At 44.2% G+C, this 18,881-nt stretch carries 15 protein-coding genes and 2 pseudogenes; 14 read left to right on the forward strand and 3 right to left on the reverse strand.

The features are described 5' to 3' along the window. Positions 1–78 precede the first annotated feature (78 nt). The 4 genes and pseudogenes from lysA to D464_RS0111525 form a co-directional block, all read left to right on the forward strand. A pseudogene (gene lysA / locus D464_RS0111510) lies at positions 79–1,239 on the forward strand (diaminopimelate decarboxylase); the annotation flags it as partial. Positions 1,240–1,259: 20 nt separating this feature from the next. Beyond that, complete coding sequence (locus D464_RS0111515; protein WP_018911510.1) at positions 1,260–2,465, forward strand: glycosyltransferase family protein; 1,206 nt, start codon at positions 1,260–1,262, stop codon at positions 2,463–2,465. Then, positions 2,466–3,623, forward strand: coding sequence for a glycosyltransferase (locus tag D464_RS0111520; RefSeq protein ID WP_018911511.1), 1,158 nt, complete (start codon positions 2,466–2,468; stop codon positions 3,621–3,623). Between the two features lie 61 nt (positions 3,624–3,684). After that, positions 3,685–5,697 carry a fructose-bisphosphatase class III gene (locus D464_RS0111525; RefSeq protein WP_018911512.1) on the forward strand — a complete coding sequence of 671 codons (2,013 nt, stop codon included), beginning with the start codon at positions 3,685–3,687 and terminating at the stop codon, positions 5,695–5,697. Between the two features lie 271 nt (positions 5,698–5,968). On the opposite strand, the gene D464_RS13850 is transcribed toward D464_RS0111525, so the two are convergent. Continuing rightward, a complete protein-coding gene (locus D464_RS13850) occupies positions 5,969–6,148 on the reverse strand; it encodes a hypothetical protein (protein ID WP_004381884.1) in 180 nt (59 codons plus the stop codon). Between the two features lie 333 nt (positions 6,149–6,481). Here D464_RS13850 and D464_RS0111530 point away from each other — a divergent pair, with 333 nt between their 5' ends. From D464_RS0111530 to D464_RS0111550, 5 genes are all read left to right on the forward strand, one after another. After that, on the forward strand, positions 6,482–9,658 hold the full coding sequence (locus D464_RS0111530) for a coiled-coil domain-containing protein (protein ID WP_018911513.1): 3,177 nt from the start codon (positions 6,482–6,484) through the stop codon (positions 9,656–9,658). Positions 9,659–9,812: 154 nt separating this feature from the next. Continuing rightward, positions 9,813–10,604 carry an acid phosphatase gene (locus D464_RS0111535; RefSeq protein ID WP_018911514.1) on the forward strand — a complete coding sequence of 264 codons (792 nt, stop codon included), beginning with the start codon at positions 9,813–9,815 and terminating at the stop codon, positions 10,602–10,604. A gap of 45 nt (positions 10,605–10,649) precedes the next feature. Beyond that, entirely contained in the window at positions 10,650–11,807 is a 1,158-nt protein-coding gene (locus tag D464_RS0111540; RefSeq protein WP_018911515.1) for an OprO/OprP family phosphate-selective porin, read from the forward strand. Positions 11,808–11,963: 156 nt separating this feature from the next. Then, entirely contained in the window at positions 11,964–13,253 is a 1,290-nt protein-coding gene (locus tag D464_RS0111545) for a histidine-type phosphatase (protein WP_018911516.1), read from the forward strand. Between the two features lie 314 nt (positions 13,254–13,567). Continuing rightward, the gene (locus tag D464_RS0111550) at positions 13,568–14,758 is read left to right on the forward strand and encodes an AGE family epimerase/isomerase (RefSeq protein ID WP_018911517.1); all 1,191 of its coding nucleotides are present in this window, start codon (positions 13,568–13,570) and stop codon (positions 14,756–14,758) included. A 377-nt stretch (positions 14,759–15,135) separates the two neighbouring features. Here the strand turns inward: D464_RS0111550 and D464_RS0111555 are convergent, their stop codons facing one another. After that, positions 15,136–15,381 (reverse strand): hypothetical protein, encoded by a 246-nt coding sequence (locus tag D464_RS0111555; RefSeq protein ID WP_004381894.1) that lies wholly within the window; start codon positions 15,379–15,381, stop codon positions 15,136–15,138. Positions 15,382–15,436: 55 nt separating this feature from the next. Further along, positions 15,437–16,003, reverse strand: a complete 567-nt coding sequence (locus tag D464_RS0111560; protein WP_018911518.1) for an NUDIX hydrolase — start codon at positions 16,001–16,003, stop codon at positions 15,437–15,439. Positions 16,004–16,765: 762 nt separating this feature from the next. Here D464_RS0111560 and rplU point away from each other — a divergent pair. From rplU to D464_RS14010, 5 genes and pseudogenes are all read left to right on the forward strand, one after another. Further along, positions 16,766–17,083, forward strand: coding sequence for a 50S ribosomal protein L21 (gene rplU / locus D464_RS0111570; protein ID WP_009434990.1), 318 nt, complete (start codon positions 16,766–16,768; stop codon positions 17,081–17,083). A gap of 16 nt (positions 17,084–17,099) precedes the next feature. After that, the gene (rpmA, locus tag D464_RS0111575) at positions 17,100–17,390 is read left to right on the forward strand and encodes a 50S ribosomal protein L27 (protein WP_004381900.1); all 291 of its coding nucleotides are present in this window, start codon (positions 17,100–17,102) and stop codon (positions 17,388–17,390) included. A gap of 254 nt (positions 17,391–17,644) precedes the next feature. After that, on the forward strand, positions 17,645–18,133 hold the full coding sequence (locus tag D464_RS12755) for a transposase (protein ID WP_018911519.1): 489 nt from the start codon (positions 17,645–17,647) through the stop codon (positions 18,131–18,133). Positions 18,134–18,298: 165 nt separating this feature from the next. Beyond that, on the forward strand, positions 18,299–18,595 hold the full coding sequence (locus tag D464_RS14005) for a COG3415 family protein (RefSeq protein ID WP_244264094.1): 297 nt from the start codon (positions 18,299–18,301) through the stop codon (positions 18,593–18,595). Positions 18,596–18,638: 43 nt separating this feature from the next. Then, a pseudogene (locus tag D464_RS14010) lies at positions 18,639–18,881 on the forward strand (hypothetical protein); the annotation flags it as partial.

Consider the following 18,881-nt stretch of genomic DNA (forward strand, 5'->3'; position numbering starts at 1 on the left):
GCCCTCTGTATAGACTTTATAACGACCCTCTCACACGTTTGCCCGTAACAAAGGGCACATTCTCAATATAACACAACAGTAATGATACAAACATTCCCAACAGATAAATTCAGGACTATAGATACTCCGTTCTACTATTACGATTGCGATCTTCTACGCGAAACGTTACACGTGATTGAAGAAGAAGCCAGTAAACACAAGGGTTACATAGTGCATTATGCTGTTAAAGCAAACGCTAATAAGAAGGTTCTAAACCTGATAAGTCAGACGGGAATGGGTGCTGATTGCGTGAGTGGAGGTGAGATTCAACGCTGCTTAGAATGTGGTTTTCCATCAGAGAAGATCGTCTACGCGGGTGTGGGGAAAGCTGATTGGGAGATCAACTTAGGGCTTGACAACGATATATTCTGCTTTAATGTAGAGAGCAAGGAAGAGCTTGAGATCATCAATGAACTAGCCCAGAAGCGAGGGAAGATAGCGAGTGTCTGCCTCCGAATTAACCCCGAAGTTGGGGCGCACACACACGCTAACATCACCACAGGACTGGCTGAGAACAAGTTCGGAATAGCACTTCGGTACGTTCCTTCCATTATATCTGCAGCACTGGAGATGACGCATATCAACCTTATTGGTTTACACTTTCATATAGGCTCACAGATTATGGAGATGCAGGACTTCCAAGCACTTTGTGCTCGCATCAACGATATACAGGACGACCTTGAGAAACGTGGTGTTAAGGTTGAGAATATTAATGTCGGAGGTGGTTTGGGCATAGACTATAACGATCCAGAAGGGCATCCCATCCCAGACTTTCAGTCGTACTTCAACACCTTTGCAAAGCACCTCAAACTTCGGAAAGGACAGAAGGTTCACTTTGAACTGGGGCGTTCAGTCGTAGGGCAAATGGGGTCTTTAATCACTCGAACGCTCTATGTGAAGCAAGGCAAAAGTAGGCAGTTTGCCATCGTTGATGCTGGTATGTCGGACTTGTTAAGACCAGCTCTCTACCAGGCTCACCATCGAATAGTAAACCTGTCAAACACCGATGATCTGCAGTCGTATGATGTAGTCGGTCCGATCTGTGAGTCTAGTGATGTCTTTGCCAAGGAGGTGTCTCTTCCCACTGTACATCGCGGTGATCTCTTGGTGATAAGGTCGGCTGGAGCATACGGAGAGAGCATGGCTTCACAGTATAACTGTCGAAAACTACCAACTGGATATATGTCCGATGAACTATAAAACAACAATTCTTTAGACGAATGTTTACCATTGATAATACAACTATCAGCTTATCAGCTGTATTGCTGGTGATGGCTTTATTGACATCTCTGATTAATCCTTTCTTTAGGAAGATACGCACGAGTGTGGCTTCAATGGAGCCTACCACACCAGAAGAGGAGGACGAAGATGAGGAGTCATCATCGACTCAGACTACTGTTGAGAACATCAGTTTGCCTCCCGTGTCGATTGTGTTTACACCACACGACAACGCCAGTGAACTGGAGAAATACCTCCCCCTCTACTTCAACCAATCGTATGACAGCGACTTTCAAGTTATCGTTGTCATGCCTCAGGGAGACCATGAAACGAGCGATGTACTCAAACGATTCGCTGAGAATAAACGCCTTTATACAACCTTTATACCTGATTCCTCACGTTATATGAGTCGAAAGAAACTTGCCATAACGTTGGGTGTTAAGGCCGCAAAATACCCTTGGGTTGTAATGGCGGATATATGTAGTTATCCTCAAAGTGACCGTTGGTTGCAATCTCTGGCACAGCACTGTATGAAGGGAAGAGAGCTTGTTGTCGGATACACCCGATATGAAGATGGAACACCAGACTACCGTGTCTTTGAACGTTACTATGAGGCTCGTTACATCATGCGAGAGTATCAGCACGACCACGCCTATCGCTGTCCTTTTAACGCATTGATGTTCCGCAAGGATGTATTCTTACGGCAAGAAGGGTTCCGAGGAAACCTTAAGTATCTTCGTGGTGAGTTTGATTTCATGGTGAACAAATATGCCCATGATGACAACTTAGCCTTTGAGTCTTCCCCAGAAGGTACATTGATTGAGGAAGTTCCAACCGATAAGGTATGGTTAAGCAAACACCTCTTTTATATGGAGAACCGCCAACACCTGCGAGGCTCGGGACGGCATCGTTGCTTACCCGTCATCGACCAGTTGGCACTACATGGCAATTACCTCTTACAGTTTGCAGCTCTTGCTGTATCACTCCTTACCCACAACTGGATCATAACAGCAGCCTCCGCACTTGGTTTACTGCTCACTTTAGTACTCCGAATGGTGATAGGTAAGCGAGCACTCAACCGCTTCGATATTGACATATCGGCGTGGAAAGTAATCCCATACGAGCTTGCTATCGCTTGGAAAAAGCTCGGTTATAAGCTCAAATACCGCCGAGCTAATAAGTATGACTTCATCTCTCACAAACTATAAATGCGTATCCTCCATTACATAAACAGCCTAAAAGCAGGCAATTTACTATCCGATTATATCCTACAACTCACTTCCGAGCAAAAGGAATATGCAGAGGTTAAGATCTTAACAAGCACTGACGACTTTCAAAAAGTAGCCGAGAAAGAGAAGCCCGACATAATCCACATACACGCTTGTTGGGATTATCAAGCTGCTAAGCGGGCACAATGGGCAGTGCAGAAGGGCTATGCAGTCGTCCTTTCTACACACTGGGGACTGAACGAGCCTATACGTTCTAACGAACAGAGAATACGCAAGTTTCTGAAACAGATAACGTATCAGCAGAAGGTTGTACAACACGTAGATGCAATGCTTGTAACCAATGAGAAGGAACGCCAAATGATACTCCGTCTTGGTTGGCAGAAGCGTGTTGACGTTGTTCCAAACAGTCTTTTGAATAGCAATCTATCGGCTAATGAGATGGCACAGCAGACTCTCCTATATTATAATAAGGTGTTAGATACTCGTTACCAGTTAGCAATGTCCACCATGGAAAGCGATGCCGTACACAGCTTATTACACGTTGGATTAGCACAGGAAACCACTCATAACCTTCTGTCAAGCGACCAGCTCTTGAATGTAAGAAGCCTAAATCCAGCACAATGGAGGCGTATCTTGCTCTATGCCGATGATGAGGATATAAGAGAGATCATCGATGATGCGATTAGCAAACTACAGCTTAATGTACCCGACATAGATACCTCCACGATTCAACGTTTTGCCCTTATTCTTCCTAAAGAGAGCCAACCTCTTAACCAGAAGAAGATTACAGGAACTAAACCACTTACTCGGCAACGACTGAACGATAATACGAATCGTGACGAAACTATTGTTAGAACCATCGCAATTATGTTAGCTAATGCACATCAATTAGACGTGAAACGAACCCTATCCATGCGTCATTTGGCAGACTTATACACGATGATTAAATATAATGACTACGATGAAGACCGCCTCGCAGAGGTATTGCGTCACATGCGCCTCTACCGTTTCTCCCGTCGTATCATCCAACTATTAATAGATTACTTACACTTAGAAGAAGGCTTCACACCCTTTCCTCCACTTGCAGATAATGGGACAAAAGCCATCATAAAAAGAAACTTTAAACATAGATATTAATAGCGGTTATCACTCAAAAGAGCCTCATAACCACCATAACTAATAGAAAGGAGACATTCACATGACACTTAAACAGTATGATCTAAAGCAAGACGAGCGTTACTTACAACTGCTTTCTAAATCGTTCCCTACTATTGCAGACGCATCAACGGAGATAATCAACTTGGAGGCAATCGCACATCTCCCGAAGGGTACAGAGCACTTCCTTGCGGATATACATGGCGAGTATCAAGCCTTCCAACACGTACTGAAGAACGCATCAGGTAATATAAAGAGAAAGGTCAACGAGTTGTTCGGTGACACCCTAAGGAACGCCGAGAAACGAGAGCTCTGCACGCTTATCTATTATCCAGAACAGAAGTTAGAACTGGTCAAGCAGACCGAGAAGGACATCTCCGATTGGTACCATATTACGATCTATAGGCTCGTGGAGGTGTGTCGCGATGTATCGAGTAAGTACACTCGTTCTAAGGTTCGGAAAGCATTGCCAACGGACTTTTCTTATATCATCCAAGAGCTTCTTCACGAGCACTCGGACGATAAAGACAAGTCCGACTATGTAAGTGCTATCATCCACACGATTGTCACAACTGGTCGTGCTGACGACTTCATCATAGCCATCTGTGAGGTAATTCAACGCTTGGTCATCGATCAGTTGCACATCTTAGGGGATGTTTACGACCGTGGACCAGGTGCTCATATCGTCATGGATACGCTCAAACGCTACCACACATGGGACATTACTTGGGGTAACCATGACATCCTTTGGATGGGAGCATGCGCTGGTAACGATGCCTGTATATGCAATGTTATCCGTATTGCCTTACGATATGCAAACATGGCAACTATCGAAGATGGTTATGGAATTAACCTCATCCAGTTGGCCACCTTTGCGATGGACATCTATGGAGAAGACCCTTGTGTCGAGTTCAAACCAAAGGTTTCTAAGGACAATCCACTCGATGAACGAAACATGACCTTGATGGCTCAAATGCACAAAGCCATCAGCGTTCTCCAGTTTAAACTGGAGTCTCAACTGATCAAGAAGCATCCACTTTGGAAGATGAATGATCGATGTCTTCTTGATGTGATAGACTATAAGAAGGGTACTATCATCGTTGATGGCAATGAATATAAGATGCGTTCTTGCAATTTCCCAACCATCGATCCGAAACATCCCGACCAGTTGACAGAGGCAGAGCAAGCCCTCATTGAACGTCTTCACCATTCATTTACTGGCAGTGAGAAGCTACGTTCGCACATTCGCTCCCTACTGCGTCATGGGTGCATGTACAATATCGTTAACCACAATCTTCTCTATCATGCTTCAATCCCATTGACGGCTGATGGGAAGCTAAAAGAGGTTGAAATCGCTCCCGGAGAGAAGTTAAAAGGAAAGGAACTGCTCTATCAGATCGGTATGAAGATACGTACTGCTTTCCAACAGAATAATGAATTGCAGACCGAGACCGAGCGACAAGATGCAATCGACTACTTCCTTTACTTGTGGTGTGGACCTGATAGTCCGCTCTTCGATAAGTCAAAGATGGCAACCTTCGAACGCTACTTCTTAACCGAAAAAGAGACTCATCACGAGGAGAAGGGATATTACTTCAGCATGCGTGATAATGAGCAGATTGCGGACATGATAATGGACGAGTTCGACGTACCCAAGCCTAACCGCCATATCATCAATGGGCATGTTCCGGTACACGTAGTGAAGGGTGAGAACCCAATCAAGGCTAACGGTAAGTTGATGGTGATTGATGGTGGATTCTCACAAGCCTATCATAAGGAGACTGGTATTGCTGGTTACACTCTCGTCTATCACTCTCGTGGCTTCCAACTTGTACAACACGAGCCATTCACCTCAACGGAGGATGCCATTAAGCGAGGTACAGACATCGTTTCTACCATACAAATTGTAGAGATGAATCAACACCGTCTTCGTGTGCAAGATACGGATAAAGGAACAGAACTAAAGCTACAGATTGAAGCGCTCAAAGAGCTTCTTTACGCTTATCGTTCGGGCTTCTTAACAGAACAGGAACGTAAGAATCCACCAAAAGTGTAGCCCTTGTTTAATTCAAAATTATGATTAGTTCGAGTTGACGAGTTGATAGTTGACAAGTAAACGAGTTGTTTGTTCTGTGCAATAGAACACCACAATGTAGGGACAGACGCCCTCGTCTGTCCGCCAAAAGAAGCCTCACTTTCAGCCTCTCTCCCAACAGAAAGGTGAGTGGAAACTTCTATCAACAAACAAAGAGGGCGTTTCTTCACATCGAAGAGACGCCCTCTTCATTGCAAGGAAACGCCCTCTTCAAATTGAGAAGGGCGTTCCTTTAATTAATGATAATACTAACCTGTAGGGACAGACGCCCTCGTCTGTCCGCCCATTTACCCCTATGTGTCATCCCGTCAGGCAACATCTTCTCCTTTTGAGGGGCTTGGAGAGGCTTTCGCTGGTTGTGTTCTGGCGGACAGACGAGGGCGTCTGTCCCTACAGATTCCCTATTTTTCAAATAGAGCTAATAACTTGTTTACTCGTCAACTCCCAACTCGTCAACTCTACCTAATCACAATTTTGAATTGTGAATTATGAATTTTGAATTACACTTGGGCGTCTGCTTCTGTGGATTCCCATGTTCCGTAAGGAACTCTGTGTCGCCTCCAGGCTTCGTGCCATCTGTGTATTCCGTGTTAAAAATGTCCCAGCAAAGAATTTATTGATGCTTTTCAACAACAGAACTAATCATAATTTTGAATTATGAACTTTGAATTTTGAATTAAAGAAAAGCCCAAACTGGTGGATATAAAGATAGAAATAAGTATCTTTGTAGGCAAAGTTTAGAATAATGACGACAAACGATAACTATACTAAACGGGGGCATGTACTGATGACATGGCTCTGTTCATTGTTCCTAATTGCCGTTACTGGTTGTGAAGAAGCAACCACTACACGCTCATTATCAGAGCAAGAATACCATTACGATGGCTCTCTCTCAATGCTATCAGTTGACCGCGACGGCTACTGGATAGGGGCTGAGACGGGAATAGTGTGGCATGTGAAAGGACAGGACAAGACGTGTTATTACACTGGCTTAGACCGTATATACGATATTGAACGCAATCTTCAAAACACTAACCAGATATGGATTGCAGCTCGAAATGCGGGTTTGCAACTATGGAACATAGCCCAAGATTCGTTGGTCCATCAGGCAACCTTCACTCTTCCGAACAAGGGAGACGAATATTCACCATACGATATTGAGCAAGTAAAAGGCACTATCTACCTCGCAACCTCGCAAGGGCTCTACTCTACCACCGCATCAAACGCAACAAAGGAGTTGACTCCCATCTATCCAAAAAGTAGTAAGAAGACGGAACAAGGGGTAACGCCTTTCGTCGTAAATAATCTGTCGCACGCCGGAGGCAGGTGGCTTTTTGCGGCAACGCAAGCTGGAATTGCAGCCTTAGACCTATATAATAATAAGGTGAAAGTGCGCCATCAAGGTGAATATATACGCCATCTTGAGGTGTACGATAATCGCCTTTATGCGCTTGCGAATGGTAAACTCTTGGTTGAAAGGCTTGATGGTCAGCATGAGGAGCAACACGCTATACCGCAAGCAGTGCTTTCTTTCTATAAAGTAGGACGCATCTATTACTTCATCACATCGTCAAGTGTTCTGCTTTCCGACGATCTCAAGCGGTTTATTAGTGCCCCACTCCACCACGAAATACCCACAAATGCGCACGAAATGGCAATCCCCAATGATGGTAAAGGGTTTTCCGTGCTCTTAGGAAAGAGTGAGGTATGGCGCATTCCACATCATCTTGGCATCTTCACAGCCAATGCCTCTATCGCAGCAGCATGTAAGACGGGCGACAAACGCCTGTATCTTAATGATAAACGGGAGCTCTTCCGCCAACAAGGGAACGAGAAAGAGGCTACGAAGATATACGACTTTAAGGAGGGCGAGCAGCCTATGGAAATGCAAGCCTTTGGTGATGATGTCTATTACCGCAATGTGAGTAACCAGCTATGTAGGCTTACGGCAGATAAAAACTATCTCCTCAACCAAGTCTTCGCACGCCCGAAAGTGTTAATGCAAACCAAGACGCACATCACAGCTATGGCACTGCAACCAACAAAGAGAAAGGTTTTGTTGGGTGTACAAGACTATCTGCTCGCTATTGATATGGAAACGGGTAAGGTCGACACAGTAAAGTCGATGAATGGAAAATACATCACTTCTTTTTATCAACCATCGCCAGCTGGCGACAAAATATACATCACTACCTTGAATCATGGCGTCTTTGTGGGCAACGGCGAAGCGTTTAGTCCCATCAAGAACACCACGAATAAGAGTTTTATCAATGGCATAATCACGTGTAGCAAACGCCCGAATCGCATCACACTCCTTACTAATCACCAACTGGAAATACTGGGTTCTGACTCGCTCCAAACGGATGGTTGTACCCGAATGTACTGCATCAATGACAGCATCCTTTATACCATCTCCGAGGCAGGAATACATAAGTATGCCATCAGACAAGGGCAGAAACTGGTGGACTGTGGTACGTTCTACAACGATATACACTTCAATGCGCAGGCTGGATTCGTACAGGGTCAGTCGTTATATATAGGTTCTGACCTCGGCGTGATGGCTCTTCAAGTAGGGAAAGAGACGTCTGCACAATGGGTTACTTTCAATGATAAGGTGCCCAATCCACGCTTGGTTCTGCTCGTTCTGTTGGCTGTACTCGTCGTTATTGGTATGATTATCTTCGTTTATATCAAGCAGAAACGAGCGGAGAAAATGCAACTTCAATTGGGGAAAGACGACCTTCATCGCCGCCTGTCTACCCTTAACTCCATCCGAAACAGATTATCAGATGGGGAGCAGAAGGACATTGACAGCATCTATCAAGAGATTGAGCAGATAGGGAATGATACGCAAGACTTGAAGGCAGCCAGTCGACAGTTTTCATCGGTATCAGCACGCATCTCACGCATTAATCAGGACACGGCACTGTACATGATGAAGTACTTGAACGATCAAATCAAGCGTATTCAAGTGGTGAATATATATGAAAGTAATATCCTTCTAAAGGCTTCCGAGGAGGCAAGACTATCTAACGATATTGAGATAATCATACGACAGTGTGAGAGGAACGAAACGTGGCTTAGAGAGATAGAAGACCTGGAGGAACAACTGCACGGACTACGTAGGTCGACTGAAGGAACACTTATTCTTAAAGGCTTGAACGATGGTATGAAGGAGGAAATAAGCCGTATCTCCGAGCGATACCAACAGGTTCCTATTGCTGAAGTCCACGATGATTTCGCAGCAATCAAAGCGCAGTATGAACGCATCTTCAGTGCTGAAGGACTATTTATTATCCAACAGTATATTGACCAGAACATTGCTTACTTGGAGCGAGAAGAGGACTATCAGCATGTGACAAAGGCTCTGATAACAGAACTGAAGACTATCAAGGACGAGCTGACGGAACGTGACAGAATAGAAGTGTTACGCACATTGCAGATCATAGACTATCGCATTGCACAGGTGAAACAGCTGAAGGCTCTGCAACGACTCATGCAACACTACATTACAGTACATGACAACATTGTGCATGAGAATGAGTCAAGACGAATGAAGAAGTTCGACTCGAAGCTCTTTGCCGATATAGACTCTGCAACGCGAGACATCACTGATCGCATTAAAGCACTATCTTCTTTCTTCTTCGATAGTATGATGAAGACAGATGAAAGCATGTGTGGAGATCTCTTCCACTTCACCTCTGCTAACAGTCAGCAAGTACGTGTGCTCATTCTCTTACTCGCAATTCCTAAGGTGAAGCGAACGCTCCTGCCGGGTATGTTAGGTATATATGGTAACCTCAACCCAGTTGTTAGTAGACTTTATCACAGCAAGATTGGGGACAACAGAAAGGCATTAATTGACTATTGCAAAGCACATCCTTCAAGTATAGTACACTATATTTTGAAGTTGTCCGAATAGATTAACAGCTTATAAAACAAGAGCTTATAATAGTTGCATTGACTTATTTTATGGAAATAAGACAATGCAACTTCTTTTATAACATCTTTCCACCTACCTTTGCAAAAACAATATAATTCAATCTTATTAATGAACCTTTTAAATTAAAAACCAAATGACAAAGAAAGCTCTCATAGTTGGTTTCGTTGCAATGTTATCGTTGTCAACGTTCGCACAGACTGCATCAACTAAGATTAAAGATGCACGTACTAAACCCGACCTCTACTTCCTTCAGGACGGTCAACAGGCTAGTTCACTCGACTTGCTGCCTGCTCCTCCACAGCCAGGAAGCATTCAGTTCTTATATGACCAGGCTCAATACCAATGGGGAAAGATGCAACGTGACACGCCAAGAGGCGATCAGGCAGCTGCAGATGCACGTGTTGGCGGTGACGGAGTGCCTAATGCCTTCTCTGATGCATTCGGTATTAAGATAAGCAAGGAGACTACTCCTGAGATTTACAAACTCGTTCTGAATATGCGTGAAGACGCTGGTGACTTAGCCACTCGCGGTGCTAAAAACCACTACATGCGCGTTCGTCCGTTTGCATTCTACAAGGAGATGACCTGCAACCCAGAGCAGCAACAGGAGCTATCCACCAATGGTTCTTATCCTTCTGGTCACACCGCTATTGGTTGGGCAACGGCACTTGTATTGGCAGAAATCAATGTTGACCGACAGAATGAGATATTAGAACGTGGCTACCAGATGGGACAGAGCCGTGTTATCTGTGGTTACCACTGGCAGAGCGACGTGGATGCTGCACGCATAATCAGCGCAGCCATCGTGGCACGTTTGCATGCCGACCCTGCTTTCCAAGCACAGTTAGCAAAGGCAAAGAAGGAGTTTGCGAAGCTACAAAAGGATGGAAAGGTAGCTAAGAGTACCTTCAAAGCAGCCAACTAAACCGAGGATAACAACAACACAAACAACCTAATAATATCAAAGACAATGAAGAGAATAATTCTTATTGCAGCCTGTGGACTAATGGTCTGCACACACACTTTCGCTCAAGAAGACGCGCCAAAGTTAGTCATAAAGCCATCCGGTCGTATCTTGATGGACGCTGGAGTCATGCACTCATCAGACCCCACTGTTGATGACAAGTTGAACGATGGAGTCGCAATCCCTGATGTTCGCGCTGGCTTAAGTGCTACTTATGGCAAGTGGAAAGCTAAGGTTGACGTTGGTTATGCACGACAGTCTGTATCCTTAAAGGACATCAACATTGATTATAACTTCGATAAGGAGAACCTGGTGCGCATGGGTTACTTCGTACATCAATACGGTCTCCAGAGTGGCACCTCATCAAGTTTCAAGATCTCAATGGAGGAGCCTTTGGCTAATCAGGCATTCTTCAATAGTCGTTTGCTTGGTGCTATGTTCCTCCATGCAGGTGAGAAGTTCCACGCCACAGCATCTCTCTTTGCAGAAAACGATGCGATGAAGATGTCGACAGATAAGCTCGGTAATGAGGCGTGGGGAGCTATGACTCGTTTGGTGTGGCGCCCCCTCACTGAGCGTGGCAAGATCTTCCACATTGGTATCAGTGGTGCTTATGAGTCGCCAAGATATAGTAAGAACCCAGCAAACAGCCATAGTTCTTACACCTTGAGAGCCCCATTCCCAACGCGTATAGCCAATGTCAGCGCACAAGAAGCTACTATTACGAACGCAAAGGCATTATGGAAGTTCTCTCCAGAACTGAATGTTGCATGCGGTAACTTAGGCTTTGAAGCACAATACTTCTACGTTGGTATCAAGCGTAAAAACGCCCTACCCAACTACAGCGCATGGGGTGCTTACGGCAATGTTCGCTACTTGCTCAATGGTCAAGGATATACTTACACCAGAACAGATGCAGGTATCGCAACACCTGATCCAGGCTCTTTGGAACTCGTTGCTGCATATAACTATTCAACGTTAAGTGATAAGGATGCAGGCATACATGGCGGTAAGGTGAGTGATTGGTCATTAACCTTCAACTACTATCTAAACAAATATATGATCTGGCGTGTACGTGGTTCTATCACCCGTGCGACCGATAATGCAGCCTTCAACAACAATACGTTCTCCATCCTTGAGACACGTTTGCAGATTAAGTTCTAAGGCTTGATATATTCTTTGAGCCAATCGTTTACAACTTATAGGGACGCTATCGGACTTTAAAGGAAAGAGTAAAAAGGGGCTAGACGACCGAACACGTCTGCCCCTTTTACGCTAAACGTAGTCCACACGCAACCCTTAACCTAAAAACAAATAACAATGAAAAAGATTAGTTTTATCCTTATGCTCGTGGCGTTGACAATCCTTTGTCCGTCACTGACCTTCGCACAGCTCCAACGCTCCGAGGCGTTTAAAGCTAAATACAAACTAAAGGAGTTGGTCATTCTCTCACGTCACAACATCCGCTCTCCAATATCTGCCAACGGCTCAACATTGGGCAAGATGACCCCTCATCAGTGGACAAACTGGTCGGCTGCGGGTAGCGAACTGACCTTGCGTGGAGGTGTGTTAGAGACCGAGATGGGGCAGTTCTTCCGCAAATGGACAGTCAATGAGGGCTTGTTCAAGGATAACTATGTGCCTAACATAGACGAGGTGAACCTCTATGCAAACTCTATGCAGCGATGTATTGCGACGGCTCAATACTTCTCAAGTGGCTTTATGCCTGTTGCAAACTTGCGCATAAACCATCGCTATGTACCCTCTAAAATGGATCCAATCTTCTTCCCTCGCATTACAAAGAACAGTGAGGCGTTCCGCACGGAGGCTATGAAGCAAATCAATGAGATGGGCGGTAAGGATGGGCTCGTTGGTATCAACAAGGGCTTGAAGGATTCTTATGCGATTATCTCAAAGGTACTCGATATGAAAGAAAGCGATGCTTATAAGAAAGGCGAGATAAAGGACTTCGTTGATAACGACACCAAGATTATCTTCGAACTCAACCAAGAACCAAGCATGAAAGGCTCATTAAAGACTGCCAACTCAGCCTCTGACGCTTTCATCCTGCAGTATTATGAGGAGCCAGATGCCGTGAAAGCAGCCTTTGGTCATAAGCTATCTCTTGACGAATGGACGAAGATTGCGAAGATAAAAGACGTATATGGCGACGTGCTTTTCACCGCTCCTATCGTGGCAGTGAACGTAGCACATCCATTGCTGCAATACATGTATGACGAGTTGAATACAGACTCTCGTAAGTTCACCTTCCTATGTGGGCACGACTCAAACATAGCAAGCGTTGATGCTGCATTAGGCGTAGAAGAGTATTCACTCCCTAACTCCATAGAGAAGAAGACACCTATCGGCTCTAAGCTAGTATTCGAGAAGTGGGTGGATAACGCAGGTAAGACTTACGTTGCCGTAAACCTTGTTTACCAGAGTACGGATCAGTTGAAACAGATGTCCCTACTCGACCTTCAGCATGCGCCACAAGTATATTCCCTGAAGTTGAAAGGGCTCACGCAGAATGCAGATGGCTTATACTCATTTGAGGATGTAAACAATCGCTTCATGCAAGCCCTCCGTGCTTATGATGAGATAAAATAAGGTGTAAGGCTATTGCACACTCGTAGTATCTAATTCACGAAATAGGTACACACGAAAGGGAAATGACGTCATATCGTTCTGATATGGCGTCATATTCTTAATAACCTCCCACCACACACGCTCGCTCCCTTCGTACACCTACGCCTTATAAAGCCGTAATAATAAACTTTATCGGCAATTGTTTGGGAGATTAACAAATAAGTTTTACTTTTGTCGGTGCGTGTAGATAAGGATGCAAGGCGGCAGAGATTCACGAACATATCATCTATCACATACACCTAAAGACCAAGTAAACAGACACTATAAAACAAATTATGAATAAGAAAGAATACGTGCGTTCATGGGCTGAAAGCTACAAGAACGACTTGACAAACAACATCATGCCATTCTGGTTGGAACATGGTTGGGATAAAGAGAATGGCGGTATTTATACATGTCTTAACCGTGATGGTTCGTTGATGGATACCACTAAGTCGGTGTGGTTCCAAGGGCGATGGGCATTCATCTGCGCCTTTGCCTATAACAATGTAGAGAAGAATCAAGAGTGGTTAGAGGCGTCGAAATCGGCTATCGACTTCATTGAGAAGTATTGTTTCGACCAAGATGGTCACATGTACTTCGAGGTTTCTGCCACTGGTCAACCTATACGCAAACGCCGTTACGTATTCTCTGAGACCTTCGCAGCTATAGCCTTTGCAGAATACTCAAAGGCAACGGGCGACCGCCATTATGCCGAACGTGCATTGCAAGTATTCCATGACGCACAACGCTTTCTGGCTACTCCAGGATTCCTCCCAGCCAAGTATGAAAAGGGTGTGGAGGCGCAGAGTCATTCGATTATCATGATTCTCATTAACGTTGGCTCACGCCTTCGCGAAGTAATTGACGACCCTACTCTCACCGAGCAGATAGATAAGTCAATCGCACTATTGCGCCAGTACTTCATGCACCCAGAGTTTAAGGCACTCCTTGAGACCGTTGGCATGAATGGAGAGTTTATAGATACTAATGCTGGGCGAATCATCAATCCAGGTCATTGCATTGAGACGGCATGGTTCATCATGGAGGAGGCTAAGCTGCGCAAGTGGGACAAGTCACTCCTTGACACAGCCCTGACCATATTCGACTGGTCGTGGGATTGGGGCTGGGATAAGCTCTATGGTGGTATTATCAACTTCCGTGATTGCCGCAACTTACCTGCACAGGACTATTCACAAGACATGAAGTTCTGGTGGCCGCAATGCGAGACAATCATTGCCTCGCTCTATGCTTACCTCGGTACGGGTGATGAAGAGTACCTCTATCGGCACCAGCGAATCAGTGAGTGGACATACGCTCACTTCCCAGATAAGGATTACCCAGAATGGTACGGATACCTGCATCGTGATGGTACGGTAGCCCAACCAGCCAAAGGAAATATATTTAAAGGGCCGTTCCATATCCCTCGTATGATGATTAAGGGCTATATGCTCTGTCAGGAGATCTTACAGAAGATGGAGGAATAAAGCCCCTATCACTCCGCTTAAAGCATAAGCAGGGAAAGCGAGATGCGCACGTATTGCATTTCGTTTTCCCTGCTTTTCTTTTGCTTACCTGCGTGTCTTGCATTACTTTCCTACGTGTTCTGCATTGTTTTGATGCGTGTTTTGCATTGCTTTGATACGTATATTATTTAATTATCTAAGCGTGATAACTAATTATCTAAGCGTGATAATTAATTATCTAAGTCTGATAATACTTTATCACACTTAGATAATATAAAAATATACGTGTTCCGTGAATACGGAAAGCGCACAAAATGAAAACAGATAACGTATAATCAAACGAAAAAGAGGGTATGTGCCTGTTGATACATACCCTCTTCACCTTATTATATATGTATTTACTCGAAACTACTAAGATATTTTATCGCCTCTTGCATATCGGATGCAAAGGTGCTATGGGTCAGCAAGAACCCTTCCCTACCGGCTGCTAGTTTGTCATAGAGTTCCTTATTCATCGAGTCAACATACGAACTAATGGCATACTCTATATCGTCCTTTTGCCGTTCACTATGCGAGAATGCGTACACCTGATACTTCTGATGAAAGAAGCAATAAGCCGCATCTATACTGTCTTTTGTTATCATATTACATTACTTTTTACCTATCTATTCATACGCTGTAGAATGCTCATTAACACGCTCAAGCATACATTGAAAAGAATTTCCAAAGCGGTGCGACCATCAGTGCTTGTATGAATTTCCCTTGCACAAGCATATCCTTAACTTCCACTTTCGTGCGTAGGAAAACCTCTATATCTTCGGTCTCATCCAAATGTTGCTGGCTTGTCTTCTTCACCCCACGGGCATAGAAACAGTGGCAGAGATTATCCATCACGCCAGGGTTAGGGGCGATAGTCATGATTTCTTGCCACTCGCCACCAGTGTAACCTGTCTCTTCCTCCAGTTCACGTTGTGCAGCGTGCAAGGGTTCCTCACCCGCTTCAATCACACCAGCACAAATCTCGGTTGAGACAACCCCCAGCCCATGACGGTACTGACGTTCTAATATAATGTCGCCCTCTTCGGTCTCTGCAATGACATTGATCCACGATGGATAAGAGAGTACATAATATTCATCATAAATCTTGCCATTCGGGAGTTCCACCGTATCGCAACGCGCCTTCAACCAAGGGCGATTGATGAGTTGCTTTGAAGAAAGCGTATGCCATACCATTTCTTTATCATTCCGTGCCATACTATCATTCATTTAATTGATTGTCATTCGTTATACATCAACAAAGGTAAAGGATTACACTTGAATGAGCAAATATATATTCGCAAAGTAATAAGCACATAACACCTATTACATGCAATATATACCCCTCGAACGAAAACATTTCGTGTTTATTGACAACTTACTCATCTTTTATACCTATCTTTGTACACGGGCAAACAAAAAGGATACAATCCTATCAATCACAGAATACTAACCCCATCACCTGTCGTGAAGCTAATTAATTATGGAGGAATACAACTATGAAAAGAAAACGTAAGATGCACAATGAACGTGAGTTTGAGCTTGATAATATCTATCAAGATGATGAACGTCAGCTTGACATTCTAGATGATCTGCCTTTTGAAAGGCTCAATAGATAAAAAGGATAGGCTGTATTAAAAGACTGAACATGGATACCTAATACTGGGGCAATAGCTCTTGTCGATAAGATACAGCCTCCTTCCTAACTCACTGACCACAATTATATATTGCAGGAACAGAGCTTAACTCTCTTCCACCCGTCAATGATAAGTCGCAGAACTTGTCATTAATATTACTATTGGCACGCCGAAAACACAAAGCAATATTAATCAACTAATTATTGTTAACAAACTAACATTTATCATAAGAAGCTGTCACGTATAATACAGAAAATTACTAACTTTGCAACCGATTATGCCGTATTGGGCTCAGAACAAGTGCTGGATAGATGCTCAGCCGCCCATCGGTACAAACCCGTTTTACAATATAAACATGTACGCAATTGTAGAAATTAACGGTCAACAGTTTAAGGCAGAGGAGGGCAAGAAGCTCTTCGTAAACCACATCAAAGATGCGGAAGAAGGTAAAGCTGTTGAGTTTGACAAGGTCCTGTTAGTAGATAACAACGGATCTATCACAGTAGGTGCACCAACTGTAGAAGGTGCAAAGGTAGTAGCTGAGGTTGTAGCTCCTCTAGTAAAGGGCGACAAGGTTATCGTCTTCAAGATGAAGCGTCGCAAGGACTACAGAAAGAAGAATGGTCATCGTACTCACTTCACTCAGGTAGAAATTAAATCAATTAACGCTTAAAAAGGAGGACTTAAGAATGGCACATAAAAAAGGTGTAGGTAGTTCTAAGAACGGTCGCGAATCAGCTTCAAAGCGTTTAGGTGTTAAGATCTGGGGTGGTCAGAAAATCATAGCTGGTAACATCATTGTGCGCCAGCGTGGTAACAAGCACTACCCAGGTGAGAATGTTGCACAGGGTAAGGACGACACATTGTATGCTCTTGCAGACGGTGTTGTTTACTTCCACAAGGGCAAGTACAATAAGAGTACAGTATCTGTTCTTTCAGAGGAAGTTTACGCTGCAAAGACTGTAAAGCCTGAAGCTTAAGCGAGAAACAAAACAACTATTCCAAACAAACAACATAATCCCAGCTCCATTAGGAGACTGGGATTTATGCGTTCAGGGGGGTAGACAAGCTTACAAGTAGATGGGTAGACGAGTTAAATGGTAGATGGGGTGGCTGGTTAAAAGTGATTACTTTTGTTTTCTCTACAAAACTTCAATAACATGAGCAAAATACACCTTTTAGCGGACAGCCGCCCAAAGGTGAGCAGAAGACGTGGGAAAAGATTCTGTATATAATGGATTCAACTACGATTACCCTTTTTGATAACACCCTCAAGGGTGCAGGTAGACATCCTAAAAGTGGTAAGAAGAAAGGTGGTATGAAGGTTCATACGGTGATGAAGTATCATGTTGGTGTTCCCACGGTCGTACAGCTGACCTCTGCCACTACGCATGATCAGTATCTGCTTAAGGAAGTGCATCTTCTTAAGGATGAAACCCTTACAATGGACAGAGCATACGTTGATTATGCACACTTTCAGCGACTTGAAGAGGAGGGCGTAGGCTATGTTACCAAGATGAAGAAGAACCTCACCTATAGGGAGCTGTCCTCCGTAACCTATGTAAGCCCTGACGGACTGGTTACACATACAGACAAGAAGATCGTCTTTGAGAAGGGGGAGATAAGACATGAGGCAAGACGAGTGGAACTATGGGGTAATAACTCACATAAGTCTGTTGTCGTGCTGACCAGTAACTTTGAACTTGATGTAAAAAGACCTTGAGGAGATCTACAAGCGCAGATGGGATATTGAGTCACTTTATAAGCAACTCAAACTATACTTTCTGCTGCATTTCTTCTATGATAACAGTGTAAATGCCATACAGATACAAACATGGGGGTACGAAGTAGATAAGTAGATATTGAAAATTAGTTTATATCATACTTTTTGCGGACATATAAAAGAAGTACAACTATCGGAAAGATTAAAATTATAGAACTGACAGACAAAGAGCGTCTTCAGTTGGAGGAGGGCTTCCGTCGTGGGAAGAGTCATTCCTTCCGTATGCGTTGTCGTGCCATACTGTTGAAATCCAATGGTCTAACATCAAAAGACGTCGGTATTCAAACAGAAATGACAGACATATCTGTGAACTCATGGGTGAAACGGGTCGAGTGTGAAGGTGTCAAGGGCTGGATACACGTCTCGGGCGAGGTCGGAAACCGATATAATAGACAGTTCTGACGAGGAATTGGTACGCAGGACCATCGAGAATGACAGGCAGAGCATGAAGAAAGCGAAAGAAGCCTGGCAGCAGGCTTCCGGCAAGAAAGCGAGCGGAAAGTACCTTCCGGGCTTTTTTATCCGCATTGGTGCAAGATATAGACGTATAAGGAAACGTTCCAAGGGGAGCCCCTCGCCGCAGCTCTATGCTTACAATAGAGAGAAGCTGCAGGAACTCGTACAACAGGAAAAGGACGGTCTTATAGACCTTTACTATGGTGATGAGAGTCATATCTGTATGGATGGA

The organism is Prevotella veroralis DSM 19559 = JCM 6290 (assembly GCF_000377625.1).
Lineage (GTDB): Bacteria > Bacteroidota > Bacteroidia > Bacteroidales > Bacteroidaceae > Prevotella > Prevotella veroralis.

Excerpts from the sequence above, each read along its gene's own strand:
- D464_RS12755 (WP_018911519.1), top strand. The coding sequence starts at position 17,645 with ATGGATTCAACTACGATTACCCTTTTTGATAACACCCTCAAGGGTGCA.
- D464_RS0111515 (WP_018911510.1), top strand. The coding sequence starts at position 1,260 with ATGTTTACCATTGATAATACAACTATCAGCTTATCAGCTGTATTGCTG.
- D464_RS0111550 (WP_018911517.1), top strand. The coding sequence starts at position 13,568 with ATGAATAAGAAAGAATACGTGCGTTCATGGGCTGAAAGCTACAAGAAC.
- D464_RS0111545 (WP_018911516.1), top strand. The coding sequence starts at position 11,964 with ATGAAAAAGATTAGTTTTATCCTTATGCTCGTGGCGTTGACAATCCTT.
- rplU (WP_009434990.1), top strand. The coding sequence starts at position 16,766 with ATGTACGCAATTGTAGAAATTAACGGTCAACAGTTTAAGGCAGAGGAG.
- D464_RS0111525 (WP_018911512.1), top strand. The coding sequence starts at position 3,685 with ATGACACTTAAACAGTATGATCTAAAGCAAGACGAGCGTTACTTACAA.
- D464_RS0111535 (WP_018911514.1), top strand. The coding sequence starts at position 9,813 with ATGACAAAGAAAGCTCTCATAGTTGGTTTCGTTGCAATGTTATCGTTG.
- D464_RS0111520 (WP_018911511.1), top strand. The coding sequence starts at position 2,466 with ATGCGTATCCTCCATTACATAAACAGCCTAAAAGCAGGCAATTTACTA.
- rpmA (WP_004381900.1), top strand. The coding sequence starts at position 17,100 with ATGGCACATAAAAAAGGTGTAGGTAGTTCTAAGAACGGTCGCGAATCA.
- D464_RS0111560 (WP_018911518.1), bottom strand. The coding sequence starts at position 16,003 with ATGAATGATAGTATGGCACGGAATGATAAAGAAATGGTATGGCATACG.
- D464_RS0111530 (WP_018911513.1), top strand. The coding sequence starts at position 6,482 with ATGACGACAAACGATAACTATACTAAACGGGGGCATGTACTGATGACA.
- D464_RS0111555 (WP_004381894.1), bottom strand. The coding sequence starts at position 15,381 with ATGATAACAAAAGACAGTATAGATGCGGCTTATTGCTTCTTTCATCAG.
- D464_RS0111540 (WP_018911515.1), top strand. The coding sequence starts at position 10,650 with ATGAAGAGAATAATTCTTATTGCAGCCTGTGGACTAATGGTCTGCACA.